Annotated in this window: 14 protein-coding genes; 9 read left to right on the forward strand and 5 right to left on the reverse strand. The window is 45.4% G+C overall.

The window, feature by feature from the left end:
• Window positions 1-5 precede the first annotated feature (5 nt).
• Window positions 6-404, reverse strand: coding sequence for a hypothetical protein (locus L0992_06380; GenBank protein ID XGB68307.1), 399 nt, complete (start codon window positions 402-404; stop codon window positions 6-8).
• Between the two features lie 168 nt (window positions 405-572).
• Window positions 573-2315, reverse strand: a complete 1743-nt coding sequence (locus L0992_06385; GenBank protein XGB68308.1) for a DEAD/DEAH box helicase — start codon at window positions 2313-2315, stop codon at window positions 573-575.
• Between the two features lie 97 nt (window positions 2316-2412).
• Between L0992_06385 and rsuA the strand changes: the two genes are divergently transcribed.
• The 3 genes from rsuA (at window position 2413) to L0992_06400 (ending at window position 5189) form a co-directional block, all read left to right on the forward strand.
• Window positions 2413-3108, forward strand: coding sequence for a 16S rRNA pseudouridine(516) synthase RsuA (rsuA, locus tag L0992_06390; protein ID XGB68309.1), 696 nt, complete (start codon window positions 2413-2415; stop codon window positions 3106-3108).
• Between the two features lie 204 nt (window positions 3109-3312).
• Window positions 3313-4530, forward strand: a complete 1218-nt coding sequence (locus L0992_06395) for a Bcr/CflA family multidrug efflux MFS transporter (GenBank protein XGB68310.1) — start codon at window positions 3313-3315, stop codon at window positions 4528-4530.
• Complete coding sequence (locus L0992_06400; protein ID XGB68311.1) at window positions 4530-5189, forward strand: DUF2913 family protein; 660 nt, start codon at window positions 4530-4532, stop codon at window positions 5187-5189. The genes L0992_06395 and L0992_06400 overlap by 1 nt, the downstream gene beginning before the upstream one ends.
• 175 nt (window positions 5190-5364) lie before the next feature.
• Here L0992_06400 and L0992_06405 read toward each other — a convergent pair whose 3' ends face one another.
• Window positions 5365-6825 (reverse strand): SDR family oxidoreductase, encoded by a 1461-nt coding sequence (locus L0992_06405; protein XGB68312.1) that lies wholly within the window; start codon window positions 6823-6825, stop codon window positions 5365-5367.
• Window positions 6826-6921: 96 nt separating this feature from the next.
• Between L0992_06405 and L0992_06410 the strand changes: the two genes are divergently transcribed.
• From L0992_06410 to nhaA, 5 genes are all read left to right on the forward strand, one after another.
• Window positions 6922-8295 carry an MATE family efflux transporter gene (locus L0992_06410; GenBank protein XGB68313.1) on the forward strand — a complete coding sequence of 458 codons (1374 nt, stop codon included), beginning with the start codon at window positions 6922-6924 and terminating at the stop codon, window positions 8293-8295.
• A gap of 122 nt (window positions 8296-8417) precedes the next feature.
• Entirely contained in the window at window positions 8418-9089 is a 672-nt protein-coding gene (locus L0992_06415) for an ABC transporter ATP-binding protein (protein ID XGB68314.1), read from the forward strand.
• Window positions 9070-11523: an ABC transporter permease gene (locus L0992_06420; protein XGB68315.1), complete on the forward strand. Its 2454-nt coding sequence runs from the start codon at window positions 9070-9072 to the stop codon at window positions 11521-11523. Before L0992_06415 ends, L0992_06420 begins: the two co-directional genes overlap by 20 nt.
• Window positions 11513-12661, forward strand: a complete 1149-nt coding sequence (locus L0992_06425; protein XGB68316.1) for a carotenoid 1,2-hydratase — start codon at window positions 11513-11515, stop codon at window positions 12659-12661. The genes L0992_06420 and L0992_06425 overlap by 11 nt, the downstream gene beginning before the upstream one ends.
• Window positions 12662-12936: 275 nt before the next feature.
• Complete coding sequence (nhaA, locus tag L0992_06430) at window positions 12937-14100, forward strand: Na+/H+ antiporter NhaA (protein XGB68317.1); 1164 nt, start codon at window positions 12937-12939, stop codon at window positions 14098-14100.
• A gap of 192 nt (window positions 14101-14292) precedes the next feature.
• On the opposite strand, the gene L0992_06435 is transcribed toward nhaA, so the two are convergent.
• Both L0992_06435 and L0992_06440 read right to left on the reverse strand, forming a co-directional pair.
• Window positions 14293-14904, reverse strand: coding sequence for an OmpA family protein (locus tag L0992_06435; GenBank protein XGB68318.1), 612 nt, complete (start codon window positions 14902-14904; stop codon window positions 14293-14295).
• Complete coding sequence (locus tag L0992_06440; GenBank protein ID XGB68319.1) at window positions 14904-16211, reverse strand: TolC family outer membrane protein; 1308 nt, start codon at window positions 16209-16211, stop codon at window positions 14904-14906. Before L0992_06440 ends, L0992_06435 begins: the two co-directional genes overlap by 1 nt.
• Before the next feature lie 295 nt (window positions 16212-16506).
• On the opposite strand from L0992_06440, the gene L0992_06445 reads away from it, so the two are divergent.
• A complete protein-coding gene (locus tag L0992_06445; protein XGB68320.1) occupies window positions 16507-20322 on the forward strand; it encodes a VCBS domain-containing protein in 3816 nt (1271 codons plus the stop codon).
• The last annotated feature ends 17 nt before the right edge of the window (window positions 20323-20339 follow it).

Consider the following 20339-nt stretch of genomic DNA (forward strand, 5'->3'; position numbering starts at 1 on the left):
CTTAATTAGTCGCCGTGTTTAATTGCGTTTTTAAAGTTGCGACCTTCAATTTTTAGCATGTCCAACGTTTCGGCGTTGTATTCAACTTTGATGATGTTGTTTTGGAAATTAATTTTTAGCTCATACACCCAAATATCATCATCTTCTTCTAGCTCGACTTTAATGATTCGGCCATGAAGCTCGTTTTCTACCGCGGCATACATTTCGGAGAAAGGGCGAATATAGCCTTCTCGAACCGCTTCATAGACTTCGTCTTGATCTTCTTCGAATTCGATACGGGTTCCTGCTTTATGGACGTCTTGTACTAGGTCGTGACCATTGTGATGTGAGTCAGCCCATGCGCCAGCAGAAACAAATAAGCCTAAGCTTATAGAAAACAAAGAAATCATAGCTTTACTAAACATAGCGAATCCTAGAGAAGGTTGATAGCGTTCAGTATAAAAAAGTAATTCTGAACAGAAAGTGAACCTGATTAATAATGAGAATTTGATACCGAAAAACTTAACGCTTAAATGGCGAATGCTTTAATACGCAAGACTAACCACCAAGTGTTAAGAACGTAAGACTTAACCTTAACGCTGCTGTAGCTCATCTTCGAATATCTTGTCTCTCATTTTCCAAAAGCGACCAACTTTACGTGCAATCACGAATTGTGGTGGGCGGAATCTATGTTGGTGAGCAACCACTTTCGATGGCGACGCTTCCTCAAAAGGCCTGTGTCTATCTGCAAGGTGAGGGCGAACAAACTGGTCTTTGAAGTTTTGCTTCTGCTTCTTAGTAGTTAATGACCAAAATTCATGCACTTGCGCTTGGTTTTCACCGCGATAGGTGACTTTAAGCTGCGATTTGCCTTTATCATCCTTGAGTACATTGAGGTCCATTTCTAAACACTCAAACACCAAAGCATCTTTTAGATTGAGTGCCTCTTTGAGTTTTTTGTCTGGGTCAACCAAGGTAGCGTCACACTCATGACAAATACGTGCTGCAATGTCGTTGTCGGCGCCGCACTCACCACAATATTTGGCGCGGAAGCGATAGTTACAATGCTCACGTTCGCCCGTGTCTTCATCGGTAAAGTAGCCTTGGCATTTACGGCCAAAGTGTTCGAGCAAGAAGCCGTTACTGTCTAGCTTGCCCCAGAAGTTGTTGTTGAAGCCGCAAGCCGGGCAAGGGATGGTGATGATTTCACTGTCTGAATCCGGTTTTGGGTCGCCGACTTCTGGCTGGTAAAGGTCATAGCTGTTGCCCGCATAGTCGAGAACCAAACACTCTTTTTTACCTGGAGACAAACGCAAGCCACGACCAACGATCTGTTGATACAAACTGATGGATTCTGTTGGGCGAAGAATCGCAATTAAATCGACATGCGGCGCATCAAAGCCCGTGGTTAATACCGATACGTTGACCAAGAATTTGATTTTACGTTCTTTGAAGTCATTGATGATTTGGTCACGTTCGAGTGTTGGCGTATCACCAATCACAATCGCAGCTTCGCCTTCGGGTAATAAGCCAAGGATCTCTTGAGCGTGTCGAACCGTGGCTGCAAACACCATGATGCCCAGTTTGTCTTGGGCGAGATGAATGATCTGGTCGACAATCTGCGGTGTAGCGCGTTTCGACTGTTCGATCACCATATCTAGCTCAGCTTCTTTGTATCGACCTGTACTTGCTGGCTTTAATTGTGAAAAGTCATAACTTAATACTGGCGCATCTATCATGCGTGCTGGTGTTAAGAAGCCTTCGTCGAGCAGATAACGAATCGGTAACTCAAAGATGCAGTCGCGGAAAAAGCGTGGCTCATCCGAACGTACTTGGCCACGAGTGTGATATTGATAAATCCAGCCCATACCAAGGCGGTACGGTGTTGCCGTTAATCCAAGTACTTTGATACCGGAATTATTCTCGCGTAAGTGAGTGATCACTTTCTGATAGCTACTGGTTTTCTCGTCAGGCACACGGTGGCATTCGTCGATAACCAACAGAGAAAATTGATTAGAGAATGAATCAAGGTTGCGAACCACAGATTGCACTGAAGCAAACACCACTTGTTGGTCGGTCTCCTTACGGCCTAAACCCGCTGAGAAAATCGAGCCTTTTAACCCATAACCTTCATATTTTTCATGGTTCTGTTCAACCAGCTCTTTTACGTGAGCAAGCACCAACACTCGACCTTTCGCAAGCCTCGCCAGCTCTGCAATCACAAGGCTTTTTCCTGCGCCTGTCGGTAGCACGAGAACAGCCGGAGTTTGGTGTTTTCTGAAGTAATGAATCACTGATTTTACGGAATCAGCTTGGTACGGGCGGAGTGTATACATATCGCGTCTTGTAAGAAGGAAAACAAATAGTGTGAAATAGCTCAACTAATTGAGCAAAGGTGACTATAATACCCGACTTAGATTAGTTGAGGTATTCATGCGTTTAGATAAATTTCTGTGCGATGCGTTAGGCGTCACTCGAAGAGAAGCAACACACTTATTAAAATCAAAAGCAGTGACAGTCAATGACGTCATTCAAAAAAGCGGTTCACTTAAGGTAACTGAAGAGTGTGTTGTTGAATGGCAGGGCAATGAACTGAATGTTCACGGTCCACGTTACATCATGCTTTATAAGCCAGAAGGCTTTGTTTGTTCGCATGAAGATGGCTCAAATCGCACTGCGTTTGAATTACTTGATGAAATCAAAATGGACAAGCTGCACTTTGCAGGTCGTCTAGATGTTGATACAACAGGTCTTGTTCTGATCACTGATGACGGCAAGTGGTCTCACCGTATCACAGCACCAAAACACAAATGCGAAAAAATGTACCGTGTGTGGTTGGTTGATCCTGTAGAACCAGACTACGTTGAAAAATTCAAAGAGGGCATCCAGCTTAAGAGCGAAGATGGCCTAACACTTCCTGCACATCTTGAAGTGCGTGCAGAACGCGAAGTACTACTAACGATTCACGAAGGCAAATACCACCAAGTAAAACGTATGTTTGCTGCACTTGGTAACAAGGTAGAAGCACTGCACCGTGAACGTATTGGCGAAATCGAGATGGACGAATCTTTAGAATTAGGTGAATACCGTTACCTAACTCAAGAAGAAGTCGACTCTATCTGGAAGTAACCCTTAGCTAGAAGCTGTTTAAAATCAGCAAAACTGTTGATGACAGAACATCGCTCATAGCAGGAAATAGCCCTTTCGTTGTAAAGCCGACCATGGATAGCGTCGGCTGATGATGTTGACTGGTACTAGGAAAGTCTCAGCCAATCTTTTGACTTGCGTGCTCACGTAGGTCCCTAGCTCTATCAGTTGAACATTCGGAGAACCATGCAGACATCTACCACACAGAGCCCAAGCTCCCAACCTGAAACTCCTCAATTAGGCTTAATGCTGTTTTTGATTCTCGGTGCAATTGGCGCACTGACGCCGCTCGCGATCGATATGTACTTGCCTGCGATGCCGACCATTGCCAAAGATCTTGGTGTGACGGCGGGTGAAGTACAAATTACGCTAACAGCTTATACCGCAGGTTTCGCGTTGGGGCAGTTACTGCACGGTCCATTAGCCGACAGTTATGGTCGCAAGCCCGTGCTCTTGATTGGTGTGTTCCTGTTTGCTATCGCTTCTATGGTAAGTGCAACAACGCATGGTATTGAAGCGCTAACTTACATCCGTACCGCGCAAGGTTTTGCAGGTGCTGCAGCGGCCGTTATTATTCAAGCAGTGGTAAGAGACATGTTTGACCGCGAAGATTTCGCGAGAACCATGTCTTTCGTTACCTTGGTGATGACAGTCGCACCGTTAGTCGCTCCTATGATTGGTGGTTACTTGGCATTGTGGTTCGGCTGGCGTTCAATTTTCTGGGTATTGGCTATTTTTGCGGTGATCGTAATCTTAGCGGTATCGATGAAGATTCCAGAAACGCTGCCAACGGAAAACCGTCAACCGCTGCGTTTCAAAACCACGATTCGCAACTATGCTCGTTTGTGTAAAAACCCGACGGCAATGGGCTTGATTTTCTCAGGTGCATTCTCTTTCTCGGGAATGTTCGCATTCTTAACGGCAGGTTCATTCGTTTACATCGACATCTATGGTGTTCGCCCTGACCTATTTGGTTACTTGTTCGGCTTGAACATTGTCGCGATGATCTTGATGACGAGCATTAATGGCCGAATCGTAAAGAAAGTGGGCTCTCACGCGATGCTAAAATTGGGTTTGTCCATTCAATTGTTCGCGGGTTTAGGTTTGTTGGTCGGTTGGTCATTAGACATCGGCCTATGGGGTATCGTGCCATTCGTGATGCTGTTTATCGGCACACTGTCTACCATTGGCAGTAACTCAATGGCGCTGCTTTTAAGCGGATACCCGAACATGGCCGGTACAGCTTCTTCGCTGGCGGGCACATTAAGATTTGGTACTGGTTCTGTGGTAGGAGCAATTGTCGCAATGCTACCAAGTGACACTGCAGGGCCAATGGCTATGGTGATGGCAGCATGTGCAATTCTGTCAGCACTACTATATTGGACATTAGGAAAGAAGGCATAATGTCAAAATACTATATTGAAATTCAGAAGTTAGTAAACGATGCGCTAGGTGAGCTATACGCTCTGCATAAGTCAGGCAAAGCGATTGACGCACCTATTGCAAACAACCTTTACCTTGTTCGTTGGGTAACCAAAGCGATTAAGGCTCAATCTTACGATCGCGTGATTGTGCCGGACTTAGTTCGCTGGCAAAAGCAGGGGCGTTCAAAGGGTAACAACTCTGATTTAACCTTTACCTTCAAACGTATCTCTGCGTTTTACGGTCAGTTCTTCCCTGAAGGCGAAGAGCCTAAAGCGCTAAAAGACAGCGATGTTGAAGCGTTTATGGACAAGATGTACGAGATGGGTTGGAGCGTATCGAGCGAAGACGAGCTAACCACTGGCGGCAAAATCCAATTCTTTACCGATGGTGAGCACTCTTTTGCCTTGTGTGGTAAGCAGTGTGACGACTCTTTCGACGGTGAGTTGATGGTTAAGCCGATGAACTGGTTTGTACGTGGTAACCACGCCGAGTTTATCCAAGCGGCGATGGAAGCGGGCTTTATGCTTCACAAAGTGACGGACTACAAGTCCGCTGTGAAGTATCACGGTGAATACATCGTTTACCCTGCTAATCAAGGCAACCAACTGGCTGAGATCCCAATTAGTGTTATCGGCTAGTAGCGGATTCGGGATACGAGATGAGAGATACGAAGAGCGGTATTATCCGCTCTTTATCGCTTCTCACAGCGCATGTCGTTAATTTGCTGTTAAGTCTTTTCGCATCCCGTCAGCCGAATCTCAGATCTGCTTTTAATCTCTTTTCATCTCGTCACTCGAATCCCGCATCTGCTTTTTAATCTTGTCGCATCTTGTTACTCGAATCTCGCATTTGCTCTTGTGCCTGCTTCTCTATCGCTTTCACCATGCCTTTGAAGATAAACAGATGAGCTGGCATCATTGCAAACCAATACAGTAATCCTAGAAAGCCTTTCGGGTGCCACCAAGCTGATATGTTCAGTTCGCGAGAATCTCCGTTGTCAGAAACGGTGATCTCCAGTCGTCCTAAGCCCGGACCTTTCAGACCAAACAATAGCGACAGAAATTGGTTTTCTTCACAGCGGATCACTTTCCACGAATCTATTTTGTCGCCCACTTTTAGTTTTGGTCCTTCCGGCATTTGTCGGACAGGCACGCCACCGCCAAACAGAAGATCTAACCATTCTCTTGTGCGCCACAAAACGTTAGCGAAGAAGTAACCTTGCTTCGGGCTTCCTATCTGTTGGGCTACGTGCCAAAGCGACTCTAGCGAGGCACTAGACGTGATACTTGCGCCTGTTTTCTTAGGGTAGTAACCGTATCCAGCTTGCCAGCGTTTGAATGCGGTTTTATCAAAGCCCCACACATTACTTTTTACGAAGTTACCTTCGGCATGAATGGCTTGTTCTACCATGCTCTCGAACGACACGAGTTTTTGTGGATACTTCTCTTGGATGGTAGTCGAGTTGGCAATAAAATCATGCTTTAAACCCGCAAGCAGGGCTCTACCTATGTTGGAAGGGACAGAGGTCACCACGCCAAGCCAATAAGAAGCGATTCTAGGTGTGAGTAGGGAGGTTGCCCACAATCTGAGTGGACGGTCTGCGGTTTTAGCAATATGCGCGAATTGATTACGATAAGAGACGATATCTGGACCACCCACCTCAAAGGTTTGGCTTTCATTTGGAGTATCTTGCGCGAGCTTTAACAAATAGTAGTTTAGGTTTTTCAATGCGATAGGGTTAGCTTTCGAGTCGACCCATTTCGGTGCAATCATGATTGGTAAGTTGTAAACGAAGTCTCGCATTATCTCAAATGCAGCAGAGCCTGGGCCGATGATGACGCCAGCTCGAAGCTCAGTAACGGGAACTGATCCTTTACGAAGTAGCTCTCCCGTTTTCTTTCTAGCTTGAAGGTGCTCAGAGTCGCCGGTTTGAGGTTGAAGTGAACTCAGATAGATAACATGCTGGTTTTTAGGGCCAAGTGCAGAGACAAAGTTGCGGGCTAGGTTTAACTCGTAATCAATGAAGTCATGCCCTTCAGCCATCCCGTGGACAAGGAAGAAGATAAGGTCAAAGTCAGGAACTAAAGCTTGTGTTGCCGCTTGGTCAGCCAGATCGAGATATTCGAGTGACAAATTTTCATGAGGCTCAGTTCTCGCTTTTAAGTAGTCGATATGCCTTGCTGCTGCGGTTACTTGATAACCTTGCTCTAGCAGAAGAGGAAGTAGCTGTGAACCAACATATCCAGAAGCGCCTAAAACCAGTACTTTCTTCATTACTACTCCATTTATATCTGTGGTTAAAAACCGAACATTGATATAATAGCGCGATATTTATCTTTATTCATCAACACGTTCCGTTCAGGTATTCCTATGTTGCTCTCTTCAATTATCCATCACACACGCGGCGATTTTGTTCGCAGGTTGATTGCCATTGCTTTACCAATCACCTTGCAGAGCATCATGTTTTCAAGCCGAGGCTTAGTGGATGTATTGATGTTAGGGCAACTTGGGGAAGCTGATATAGCCGCAGTTGGTGTTGCGAGCCGTGCGATGTTCGTGACGACTATCATGCTGGTGGGCGTGACCACGGGCGGTGCTCTGCTTACCGCTCAATATTGGGGAGCGGGCAACAAACAAGGTGTGAGAGAAAGCACAGCACTAACCTGGCTGGTTTCGACGCTGTTTGCGCTGTTGACCATCGTGTTCTTTGTCTCTTTCCCTGCACAAATTATGGGTGTGACTACCGACTCTCAAGAAGTCATCAGCTTGGGTGTTGAATACATCGTTATCACCTCATTTAGCATGTTAGCCGTATCGTGTGTCAGCAGCATGGCTGTTGGCCTAAGGGCGATGCATAAACCGGGATTGAGTACCTTCTTCAGTGGTATTGGTATCCTGTCTAACGTGTTCTTAAACTGGGTTCTGATCTTCGGTAACTTAGGATTTCCGGCTCTTGGCATCAAAGGGGCGGCGATTGCGACCGTACTGAGTGGCGCAATTGAAGTCGCGACCTTGTTTGGCTACCTCTATTTCTCTCAACATTTATTAGCTTTCAAACTCTGTGATATCAAAGCAGCGGCTACTGTGGAGAAAGTCGTTCGCTTCTTGAAATTGTCTCTGCCGACAACCTTCAACTTTTTGGCTTGGGCTGGTGGCTTATTCGCTTATCACGCCATCATGGGGCAATCGGGCGTGCAAGGGTTAGCAGCACTTTCGGTGATGACGCCCGTTGAATCTATCTCATTGAGTTTATTAATTGGTATGTCGAATGCAGCCGCGGTTTTGGTGGGGAACCAGCTTGGTGCGAAGAACAATGAAGCGGTCTACTATCAAGCACTCGGCTTAACGATTTTGTGCTTCTTGACCAGTATTGTGGTGGCGATTTTCCTCTACTTTATACAAACGCCAATATTGAATGCCTTTAGTGCTTTGACTGAAGAAACCCGAGCGCTTTCAGAGAAGTTTATTTTGATTCTCAGCGTGGGTATTGTCATTCGCTCTATTCCAATGACAGTGATCGTTGGTGTACTCAGAGCGGGCGGTGACGTTAAGTTCTGTCTATACCAAGATCTGATTGCTCAGTGGGTGATTGGTATCCCGCTGGCAGCCATCGCCGCTATTTACTTTAAGTTTCCACCTGAGTGGGTCTACCTGCTGTTCCTCACTGAAGAAGTGATTAAGTGGGGTGGGTCGCTCTATCGCATGAAAACAAGAAAATGGATTAAAAACTTGATAGGAAGTTGAAGTCGGGCGCACCAATCGCATCACTTTATCGTTGGTGTGTGATCTATCTTTCAAAATACTTCCTCCTAACAGGGAATTAGTGTAGATTCTCCTTCCAAATTCTAACTAATGCGAGCTGTTTAATGTTAAAGCTGTCAGACCTATGTAAAGGCTATGTCGATGGGGGGGAGTTCCACCCTGTTTTGCAAGGTGCTGAACTGACATTAAACCAAGGTGACCAGCTGGCATTAATGGGCGAAAGCGGTTCAGGTAAAAGTACTTTACTGAATCTTATCGCGGGTTTAGACCTAGCCGATTCAGGTGAAATCGCTTTCCCTCACTTCAATATGCACGACTCTACCGAGCGTGATCGCACCGCTTATCGTAGAAACAACATTGGCCATATCTTTCAGCAGTTCAACTTACTGCCGACATTGAACATCGCTGATAACATTCGTTTTTGTCGCCAATTAAAAGGCTTACCGGAAGACAAGGGGCTCTGGAGACAGATTCTTTCTGCTTTAGATCTGATGCCTTTGCTTGGTCGTTACCCTGAAGAGGCGTCTGGTGGACAGCAACAACGTGCAGCGATTGCTCGTGCGTTGTATATGGAGCCAAAAATCTTATTGGCCGATGAACCGACAGGTAGTCTAGATGAGCGTAATGCCGAAGCGGTAATGCGTTTGCTTACGTCTTTGGCTCGCCAATTAGAATGCACTTTGTTGTTGGTGACACACAGTGAAAAAGTAGCGTTGCACATGGATGGCCGGATCCGTCTACAAGGAGGGCAACTGCATGTTATGGCCCGTAGTTAAGGCACTACTCGGTCATTATCGACGTTACCCACTTCAGATTATCTTGGTATGGCTTGGTTTAACCCTCGGCGTATCACTTTTGGTTGGTGTTACTGCTATTAACCAACACGCCAAGCAAAGCTATGCACATGGCGAAAAACTCTTTTCGAATCCTCTTCCTTACCGTATTCGACCAAAACACAACGCCAATAAAATCCCACAAGGCTTTTATATCCATCTTCGCCGTGAAGGATTTCAGCAGTGTTCTCCTTTTGATCACCATCGTATCACTGATGAAAACGGTTCAAACTTCATGCTGATTGGTATAGACCCAGTGTCTATGCTTCAACTGCAGCCGGGTGTTGCGTTAAAAGATCTCAATACGTTAAACCTCATGAAGCCGCCATATCCGATTCTTGTGAGCGATGATCTCGCTGAACACATGCAATGGAATAATGGTGATTACATTCCTCTTCTGGATGGCTCTGAACTTGGCCCGGTAATGGTTGACGAAAACAACATTATCAATGGTACAAGGCTGATTGCGGATATTTCGCTGCTGAGAATGCTCAAGCGAAGTGCTGGTTTATCTGTAATTGCTTGCTCAGAGATGTCTACCGAGAAGTTTGAACGTCTCAAAAACATGCTGCCGAATGGTTTAACGATTTCGCGCAGTTCTAAAGCCGAACTTGAATCGCTGACCAGTGCGTTTCACTTAAACCTAAAAGCGATGGGTATGCTGTCGTTTGTGGTTGGCTTGTTCATTTTCTATCAAGCAATGTCGCTTTCTTTTATTCAACGTCAACCATTAGTCGGAATTTTAAGACAGACGGGTGTGTCTGGTTGGCAGCTGACTAAAGCGCTCTGTTTAGAATTATTGCTATTGGTTTTATTGAGCTGGATCTGCGGTAATGTGTTTGGCGTGATGTTAGCAAACCAACTGTTACCTGCCGTATCTTCAAGCTTGGGCGATTTATACGACGCTAATGTCGGCTTGACGATTGACTGGAATTGGCGTTGGAGCGGTTACAGCTTATTGATGGCATTGATTGGTGCTTTCTTAGCGTGTGCGTGGCCGCTGGTTCGTTTACTTAAGTCTCAACCGATTCGTTTGTCTTCTCGCTTGTCTTTGATGCGTTTTGCGGGTACCGAGTTCACTTGGCAAGCGTTGATTGGCTGTGGTTTCTTGGTTGCTGCTGTTGCTGTGTATCAAGCCCCACAGACACAAGAGTCTGGCTTTGCGATTATTGCACTGATGCTAGTGAGTGTGGCTCTGTTTACGCCATTCTTAATGTGGAAACTGTTTAACAGCCTGTCTTATTCATTACGTTGGGTTCGTGCTCGCTGGTTCTTCGCGGATGCAGCATCAAGCATGAGTTATCGTGGTGTGGCGACTATGGCATTTATGCTAGCGCTAACAGCGAACATTGGCGTAGAAACCATGGTAGGCAGCTTTAGGGATACCACCGACAAGTGGCTAACACAACGTTTGGCGGCTGACCTCTATATCTATCCAACTAACAATGCGGCGGCTCGCATGAGTAGTTGGCTATCAGAACAGCCTGAAGTTGATTCTGTTTGGTGGCGCTGGGAGAAAGATGTTGCTTCTCCAGTGGGTAGTATTCAAGTGGTGAGTACGGGGCCTTCTGAAGGTGAACTAGAAGCGCTAACCATCAAACTCGGTATTCCTAATTATTGGTATCACTTACACCATTCTAAAGGTGTGTTGATCAGCGAGTCGATGTCTTTGAAGTTGGGTATTCGCCCGGGAGACTATATTGATCTCTATGACAACCTAGGCTCTGGTTGGCAAGTGGTGGGCGTTTATTACGATTATGGTAACCCTTACCACCAAGTGATGATGTCACATCGAAACTGGCTATACGGTTTCGCGGGACGGGGCAATGTTGGTCTTGGTGTGATACTCAAAGATGATGTCAATTCAATCGGTCTTAGAAGCCGATTGGAAAGCGTATTCAGGCTCGGATCTGAACGTATCTTTGACAACAACAATATTCACAGCCAAGCGATGCGGGTGTTTGATAGAACCTTCGCGATAGCAGACACGCTCGGCAACATTACTTTGGTTATTGCGGTGTTCGGTATCTTCTTTGCGACTGTTGCAGGGGAAGTATCACGGCAAAGGCATATCTCGCTGCAGCGCTGTTTGGGTGTTTCTGCGAAAGAGCTGATTCTGACAGGCAGTTTACAACTGTTTGTGTTTGGACTTATTTCCTCTTTAATAGCGATTCCGCTTGGCTTAGCGTTAGCGAGCTTGATCGTTGATATCGTTATCAAGCAGTCTTTTGGGTGGTCACTCGAGTTACAAGTGATCCCTTGGGACTATTTAGAGACATTTGCTTGGGCAATGGCAGCATTGATGCTAGCTGGTGCTTTACCAGTGATGAGAATGATTCGGAACACGCCGATGAAGTCACTGAGGGATGCCCTTTAATATGTTTCTACGGAATAGCTCAACCAAGTTAAGACAACGAATTTTGTCTTCTCTATTGTTAATCAGTTTCTTCGGCATCTTTTTGAGTGTTTGGGGTTACTACTCCTATTTCATCGACCCTGGCGAAAAAGGGGTCAATGAGGTGAATTCTGTTTTAGTAAGCGAACACTTCAACGTGTTTGAACCCGTGTTACCAGACCGTAACGTTTCGTTACCACAAGATTTCAAGTTTCACCCGGAATTTCAGCACGAATGGTGGCACTACTTTGCGTCTTTGAAAGGGGATGATGGCAAAGACTATTCGGTTCAGTGGAGCTTTTTCCGTATCGCGACAGACGAACGTGAAACGCCCGGATGGCAGAGTCCACAAGTCTATATCTCAAACGTGGTGGTCTCTTCTAAATCTAAAGTATGGAAAGAGCAGCGTATGGCTCGTGGTGGCATTGGCCAAGCGGGAATGACCAGTCGTCCGTTTAGAATTTGGATTGATAATTGGAATTGGCGTTCGCTGGGTAACACGCCGTTTCCTGGTCGTCTACAAGTGCAAACGGATACGTTCGGTCTTCAATTAGATACAGTGGCGAAAGGGCCATATGTACTTAATGGGGAGAACGGCTATCAGAAAAAGCACGATTTACTACCTGTTGCATCTTATAACTTTAGTGCACCGTTCTTATCATTGAGTGGCGCGTTGAATCTCGACGGTGTCGCCAAGGAAGTTGAAGGCACAGCGTGGGTACATAAAGAGTGGGGCAGTGGCTTGCTCGGAGTCGGTCAACAAGGTTGGGATTGGTTTGTATTCAATCTCGATGATGGCACAGCGCTGAGCATTAATCGCTATCGTCATAATCAACAGTTGCCTTATGTGTTCGGCACTTTAGCGACTCGTTCCGGTAAGGTATACCAGCTGACGGAAGCCGATATTTCGATTCAGCCTTTGCAAAACACAACCTTGATGAATGGTCGACGAATGCCACTTCAGTGGATCATTAACGTGCCCAAGCATGATATCAACCTGACTACGCGCATTATACGTAGGGATATGTGGCTTCCATTTGTCATACCATATTGGGAAGGGCCGATTAAGGCGAGCGGGAGCCATGAAGCGACCGGCTTTATGCAGCTCACCGGTTACTAAACTTCACCTAAGGCTATCATTTGATAGCCTTTTTTTGTGCCATTCACTTTACTCTGCATGTAATGAATTCTGCATACAGGTTCGATGATCTCATCTATACTTAATTCATGGTGCATAACAACTTTATGGAATATACGACGTATTGTTTAGTATTTGTAGGAAAAACCGAAGTTAAACATCCAAAGAAGTGATTATCTATCGATAAAGCTTGGATATAAACTCGTGGTTATTCTTTGTTATTCGTTTATTTAAATAATAAATATAAGGGCGAAATCATGACCGACGTCATCCGTGACTTCTTTAAAATGGAATCTGCTGGCGGCATCATCCTAGTAATCGCTGCGGCGATCGCAATGTTTGTAGCAAACTCACCACTGAACGAAATGTACCAAGGTGTACTTCATAGTTACGTTCTTGGTATGTCTGTGTCTCACTGGATTAACGATGGCTTAATGGCTGTCTTCTTCCTTCTAATCGGCTTAGAAGTTAAGCGTGAGCTTTTAGAAGGCGCATTAAAGTCTAAAGAGACTGCAATCTTCCCAGCTATCGCAGCTGTGGGTGGTATGCTAGCTCCTGCACTAATTTACGTGCTATTTAACTCAAGTAACCCTGAAGCGCTTCAAGGTTGGGCTATCCCGGCAGCAACAGATATCGCATTCGCATTGGGTATCATGGCACTTCTTGGTAACCGTGTACCAGTAAGCTTGAAAGTGTTCTTACTGGCTCTAGCAATTATCGATGACCTAGGTGTTGTTGTTATCATTGCTCTGTTCTACTCAGGTGACCTATCTACGCTTGCACTAACGGTTGGCTTTATCGCGACTGGTGTCTTGTTCATGCTAAACAACAAGCATGTCACCAAGCTAAGTGTTTACCTCATTGTTGGTGCCATTCTGTGGTTCGCAGTATTGAAGTCTGGTGTTCACGCAACGCTAGCAGGTGTAGTAATTGGTTTTGCTATCCCACTGAAAGGCAACAAAGGTGAGCATTCACCGCTGAAACACCTAGAGCATGCTCTGCACCCATACGTCGCTTTTGCAATCTTGCCTATCTTTGCATTTGCAAACGCTGGTATCTCGCTAGAAGGTATCTCAATTTCAAACCTAACTGGCATGCTACCGCTTGGTATTGCTATGGGTCTATTGGTTGGTAAGCCACTGGGTATCTTCCTATTCAGCTGGGGTGCTGTGAAAACAGGTGTAGCTAAACTTCCTGAAGGTGTTAACTTCATGAACATCTTTGCAGTGTCTGTGCTGTGTGGTATTGGCTTTACAATGTCTATCTTCATCTCTTCATTGGCATTTGGTCCAACGAACGCAGATTTTGATACGCTTGCTCGACTAGGTATCCTAATGGGATCAACGACAGCAGCAATCCTGGGTTACTTCCTGCTAAGTATTTCTTTACCGAAAACTAAGCACCAAGAAGTAAAACTATAATCGGTAGTAGGCTCGCTAAATTAAATAGGGAGCCTACTCACTGAGTAACAAGCTAGTTCCCGAGTAGCAAGAAACGTCACAGAGTCATCCCCTCGATTCATGTGACGACAAAGAACAAAAAAGCCGTGATGGGCAACCCTATCACGGCTTTATTGATCTTAGTTTCTGATAATTAGTCTCGTTCCATTTTTGCTATTTCTCTAGGGTGGTGAATATGGTCCACTCCTCGATGATTTGTTCGCTTAGACCGACGACAGTTGCCGTAACTTTACGATTCAGTGCGTGAGAGGTCGCGTCGTCACCGTCACTCTCGAGCCGCTCTTCACCGTAACCCACAATTCTTACTCGGCTAGGGTCGACACCATTCGATAGTAATTCATCTTCAACTTGATGGGCACGTTTCTTTGATAGCTCTAAATTGTATTCATTAGAACCAACTTTACTGGCGTAACCTTGAATCTCAATGGATGCGCTTTGGTAGGTTTCTAGGAACTCAGCCATAGTAGTGATTTGATCAGAGAAGATAGGATTCACTTCATAAGAATCATTTGCGAAAAGTATTTTCAGCTGTCGGACTTCTTCTGAACGCATGGTTTCACCGCAGCCTTCATTATCGACTTGTGATGCTTCAGGCGTACCTGGGCAAGTATCACGTGCGTTAACCACTCCGTCCTTGTCATCATCTTGTAGGTCTGCAATCTGTTTTGCTTCAGGTGTCTCGATGTAGGCCTCTTCCTGCTGATTAGAGCAAGCAAATAGAGTCATTGTTAATACGGGAAGTAATAAGTAAGTTATTTTCATCATTAATACTCCACTGGCGTAGTCCACTCTTCTGGAATATCGACCAGCAGAGCATTCAATAAAGAACCCGTTGCGTTCATCACACGGTACTTAGCGTATTGTTCAGAATAATGCGCATCTAGGTAATCTTTACGGGCTTCAAATAGTTCGTTTTCTGTGTTCAGTAAGTCAAGCAGAGTACGTTTGCCTATTCGGTATTGTTTTTCATAAGCGATAACGGTTTCTGACGCAGAATCTACGTGATCAGATAAGAAGTTCTTTTGCTGTAATGTAAGATCCAACGCACTCCAAGAGAGGCGAAGACCTTCTTCTACTTGGCGATAAGCTCGGTCTCTCAGATCTTTTGCTTTGTTTAATTGGTAAGCCGCGGCTTCTGAGTTGGCACTGTCAGTACCACCGTTATACAAGTTGTATCGCATTCGTAGCATCGCTAAGGTTTCTTGGCTTGAACCTTCATCGCCACCTGCATCATCACGCCATGACTGAGAAGCCTCAATGGAGAAAGTAGGGTAGTTCACGCCCTTCGATTGTTTGTATTGGAAGTGTGCTGAATCAACATCTGCAGTAGCGACTTTGATGACAGGGTGTTGATCCAAGGCTTCAACAAGGGCATCTGTTAATGACAGAGGAATCATAGAAATATCGGCTCTTGGGTAAACTAAGCCTAGCGGTTCTTGACCTACTATACGTCTAAACTGAGTATGGGTATCAATCAAATTATTTTGTGCGGCCAATAAGTTACCGTGCGCCTTCGCGATCCTTGCTTCTACTTGGGAAACGTCCGCGGTTGATCCTATTCCTGAATTGGCTCGTTTTTTGATGTCTTTATAGATTTTCTTGTGTATCGAAAGATTGCTTTCAGACAGTGCAAGCACTTCAGTGGCTTTCACTGCGTCGAGATAGATTTGTGTCACCTCTAGCGCTTTATCTTCAGCATCCGCTAACAGTTGTAAGCGAACCGATTCTGCTTCTGCGGCAGTACGATCAATGTCGTACAGTGTTGCAGAACCATCCCATAGCAATTGGGTGAGGGAAATCGTCGCTTCCTTTCTTGTTAGATCGGTATCGGGGCCGTTGTTTGGTGCAGGGTTTATGCCTTCGTAACCGATACCAGCATCAAGGTCGATACTAGGCTTGTACGCTCCTCCAGACGCATCATTACGTTTTTTCACGCTCACATATTCGTTGAAGATGCTTTTGATCTCTGGATTTGTTGCCAAGGTAATAGCCACAGACTGTTCCAGAGTTTGAGCGGCGATTGGTGTTGCAGCAACTAAGCAACACATGATGGATAATTTAAACAATTTCAAAGTAGCTCTCCTTCTACTTTCAATGTCTCATCCGTTTCCCAACCTACGTTTATCGCTGAATTGAGAGAAGGGTATTAAACGAAGCTTAGGACATTTGCAAAAAAATGCGAAGTTTGTTGGTTTTTTTTTGAATGTAAGTCGCTATTGCTATTGACTAATTTGAAAGCACCCCAATTTTCACCTTCTTAATGAGTTGATTATCAATAACCTCGCTACTAAATTTATTGTAGGAAATAGCCACAGCGCAGAGGGGCATTGAATCCGCGTTTGGCATGTTCTGGGCAGAAGTGGGAATATGGATATGGGAAATATCAACCTAAATATACTAGGCCTTGCTAGTGGGAGTGTCGTGCTCGACGCTCAAGGCCAAGTTAGACGTTTGTCTCCGGGCGAACAACCAGCTGCTAGCGATGTGATTATCAGTTTTGAAACTGGTGAAGAGAGCGTGCCAAGTGTTTCTGCACGTTTTGTCGATAACCAGGGTCAACAAAATGCACTAGATACTGATGATGCAATCGCTCAAGTTCAGCGTGCGATTGAAGATGGATTTGATCCAACGGAATTGGGAGATGAGTTTGATACTGCAGCGGGTGAGCAAGGTTCGAGTTTAACCAACAGCGGTAGGATTGAACGTACTGGGGCTGAAACTCAAGCTGCCACAAATTTTGAAACAGACGGATTTGAGTCGCAAGGATTGTCAGAAACTCAAAGTATTGCGCTTTTTGATATCATCGCTTTTGCGCTTATTTCTGGTGAAACTAACGTCATTGAGTTTGAACAGGATGAACCCATTGAGACTGGGGGCACGCTAACCAGTGAAGATCCCGACATTACCTTTATTGGTAAAGAGGTCGTTGGAGACAATGAGCTAGGTACCTTTGTCGTCAATGAGGATGGTACTTGGACATTTGTCGCTAGCAGCCCTTATGATGAACTTGCTGACGGCGAGCAGATTCAAGATACAACGACAGTGCAAACCTCTGATGGAGGGGAACAAGTCATTACAATAACGATTATTGGTACTGATGATGCGGCTGTAGCTACTGATGATTCAGGCAGTGTGACTGAGGACATTGATGTAGATGAAATCACTAACCAATTAGTGACGTCTGGCCAGATTGTAATTACAGATGTAGACAGCGACACCCCTACCTTTTCAGCTGACGGTGAGTTTAACCTCGTCGGTTCAACAAACGAATCGCAGCTAGGCGTATTGAGCATCGATCCCGATGGTGCTTGGACTTACGTAGTTAACAATGATGATGTTCAGTACTTGGATGACGATGAATTCGTAACCGAGGTTTATACCGTGACAGCAAGTGACGGTACCACGAGCGAAGTGACCATTACTATCAACGGTGCAGATGATCCATCTGATATAACCGTTGGTGAAGGTGATTCAGACACAGGTGAAGTGACTGAGGATGTAGATGTTAACCAAGAGAGCAACAACTTAACAACCTCTGGAACGTTAACCATCACCGATGTAGACGACAACGACGTCGCTGCTTTTGAGCCCACCGGAACGTTTAATCCAGAAGGCTCAACCAATGAGACAGCGCTGGGTATGTTGACCATTACCGATGATGGTGAATGGACATACGTAGTCAACAACGATGATGTGCAATATCTTGATGACGATGAGTTTGTCACCGAGGTGTATACAGTCACCGCGATTGATGGAACCACCAGTGAAGTGACCATCACTATCAACGGTGCCGATGACCCGTCTGAGATCACCGTTGGTGAAGGTGATTCTGACATGGGTGAGGTGACGGAAGATGTCGATGTTGATCCGGAGAGTAATGACTTGATGGCGACGGGAACACTGACGATTACTGATGTGGATGCTAACGATGTCGCTGCTTTTGAACCCAACGGAACGTTTAATCCAGAAGGATCAACTAATGATACCGCGTTAGGTATGTTGACCATAACCGACGATGGAGCGTGGACATACGTCGTAGACAACGACGATGTGCAATATCTTGATGACGATGAGTTCGTTACCGAGGTATACACTGTTACTGCCATTGACGGAACCACGAGCGAAGTGACCATCACCATTAACGGTGCAGATGATCCATCTGAGATCACCGTTGGAGAAGGTGACTCTGATATGGGTGAGGTGACGGAGGATGTCGATGTTGATCCTGAGAGTAATGACTTGATGGCGACGGGAACACTGACAATAACCGATGTAGATGTTAACGATGTCGCTGCTTTTCAACCCAATGGTACGTTTAATCCAGAAGGCTCAACCAATGAGACCGCGTTAGGTATGTTGACCATAACCGATGATGGAGCATGGACGTATGTCGTAGACAACGATGATGTGCAATATCTCGATGACGATGAGTTCGTAACCGAGGTTTACACGGTTACTGCTATAGACGGAACCACCAGTGAAGTGACCATCACTATTAACGGTGCCGATGATCCGTCTGAGATTACCGTTGGTGAAGGTGACTCAGACATGGGTGAGGTGACGGAAGATGTTGATGTCAATTCTGATACCAACGAGCTCTCGGTGTCTGGTACTTTAACGATTACTGATGTAGATACCAGCGACATGCCAGCCTTTAAACCCAATGGTGTGTTTACTCCGATTGGGTCTACTTATGCACTTGCTCTGGGTATGTTAACGATTACTCCGGAGGGGGCATGGAGTTATGTTGTTGATAACGATGCGGTTCAATACTTGAATGATGATGACGAGGTTATTGAGCGATATGTGGTAACTGCTATCGATGGTGTTGAGCATGTTATCGAGATAACAATCAATGGTGTCAACGATGCACCGGAAGCGACTAGCTTTACGGTCGTCAATGATGAGGATGTGGTCATACCTATCCTCTTCGATTCTGAAGATGGTGGTATGCCAGATTACATCTCAGATGTAGAAGATGACCATGACGACATTCCACTTAATATTCGGATAGAAAGTTTGCCAACCAACGGCAGCCTTTTGTATACCGATGAAAATGGCGTCACGAGAGAAATCATGCAGTCTGATGTCGATAACGGTGTGTTGTTTGTTCCAAACAATATCAGCTTCGTTGCGGGGCCTGGAGAACCGTTTGAAATGGGCTTCAGTGGTGATCCTGAGGATATGCCAGATCTTGTTGATGGTTTCTATAATTGGGGTGTAGAAGTTTCACCAACCGAAAGACTAATTACCCTGGACAACGGTAATACAATTACCCTAAGTATTGAGGACAACAACGATAAGCCACTTAAGCAGTATCAAGGTGAACAGCCTCATGTTGGTTTTGGTATTGGCGACACTGATGGTAGAGGTATGAACAAGCAGGAGACGTTGATACTGGATTTTACTGATAATCCATTAGATGTTATCGATTTTGGTTTAGATGGCTTGGGCGGTTCGTTTAACACTAATAGTAATGTTTATGTTGAAGTGCTCTATACCTTTGCTGATGGCACGACTCAGACGGAGCAATATCAAAAAGATCCAGGAGATACGGGGAATAGCCAAATTCTGTATGATTTTAGTTATTCTTCACCAGACAACCCGATTGTTGGGATGGAGCTGTCATCAACGGGAGGGAGCTGGGAGCTGCGTTACGTAAAAGGTAATGAAACTGTCACAGATGACCCACAGTTTGATTATGTCGCAGTCGACTCAAATGGGGCTGAAAGTACTGTAGAAACGGTGACGGTTGATATTGCTGAACCGCAACAATATAACGTGATCAGCGCGGCAAGCAACGAGCCTTTATTTGCGGGTTCGGGCAATGACTTACTGATTGGTTATGGTAATGACAACATTTTCACTTGGCTAGACTCTGCGCTCGATAACGGAACAGACATCATTAAGGATTTTGAACTTTACACTGGTGGTTCTGGTGACCTGATCGATCTCAATGACCTGCTTGAAGATCCTCAAGACGAAATTCAAATGGCTGAGCTACTTGATGCGATAGAGGTCTCTGTCGACGGCGAAGATATTGCGCTGTCCATCCCAATCAATGGAGGAGACGATGTCCAAACTATCGTGGTTGAAGGGATTGCGACTGAGTTAGGTGGTTCGGTTGATTTAGGGAATGATCTAGCTGTGCTGGGAGAGCTGATTAAAAATGATGCAGCCTAACTTGCTTGCTTAGTGAG

Origin of the sequence: Vibrio pomeroyi, from assembly GCA_041879425.1 — a bacterium.
Taxonomy (GTDB): Bacteria; Pseudomonadota; Gammaproteobacteria; order Enterobacterales; family Vibrionaceae; genus Vibrio; species Vibrio pomeroyi_A.

Coding starts and splice junctions, on each gene's coding strand:
- L0992_06420 (XGB68315.1), top strand. CDS start 9,070: ATGTTATGGCCCGTAGTTAAGGCACTACTCGGTCATTATCGACGTTAC.
- rsuA (XGB68309.1), top strand. CDS start 2,413: ATGCGTTTAGATAAATTTCTGTGCGATGCGTTAGGCGTCACTCGAAGA.
- L0992_06395 (XGB68310.1), top strand. CDS start 3,313: ATGCAGACATCTACCACACAGAGCCCAAGCTCCCAACCTGAAACTCCT.
- L0992_06435 (XGB68318.1), bottom strand. CDS start 14,904: ATGATGAAAATAACTTACTTATTACTTCCCGTATTAACAATGACTCTA.
- L0992_06425 (XGB68316.1), top strand. CDS start 11,513: ATGCCCTTTAATATGTTTCTACGGAATAGCTCAACCAAGTTAAGACAA.
- L0992_06445 (XGB68320.1), top strand. CDS start 16,507: ATGGATATGGGAAATATCAACCTAAATATACTAGGCCTTGCTAGTGGG.
- L0992_06385 (XGB68308.1), bottom strand. CDS start 2,315: ATGTATACACTCCGCCCGTACCAAGCTGATTCCGTAAAATCAGTGATT.
- L0992_06405 (XGB68312.1), bottom strand. CDS start 6,825: ATGAAGAAAGTACTGGTTTTAGGCGCTTCTGGATATGTTGGTTCACAG.
- nhaA (XGB68317.1), top strand. CDS start 12,937: ATGACCGACGTCATCCGTGACTTCTTTAAAATGGAATCTGCTGGCGGC.
- L0992_06380 (XGB68307.1), bottom strand. CDS start 404: ATGTTTAGTAAAGCTATGATTTCTTTGTTTTCTATAAGCTTAGGCTTA.
- L0992_06410 (XGB68313.1), top strand. CDS start 6,922: ATGTTGCTCTCTTCAATTATCCATCACACACGCGGCGATTTTGTTCGC.
- L0992_06400 (XGB68311.1), top strand. CDS start 4,530: ATGTCAAAATACTATATTGAAATTCAGAAGTTAGTAAACGATGCGCTA.
- L0992_06415 (XGB68314.1), top strand. CDS start 8,418: ATGTTAAAGCTGTCAGACCTATGTAAAGGCTATGTCGATGGGGGGGAG.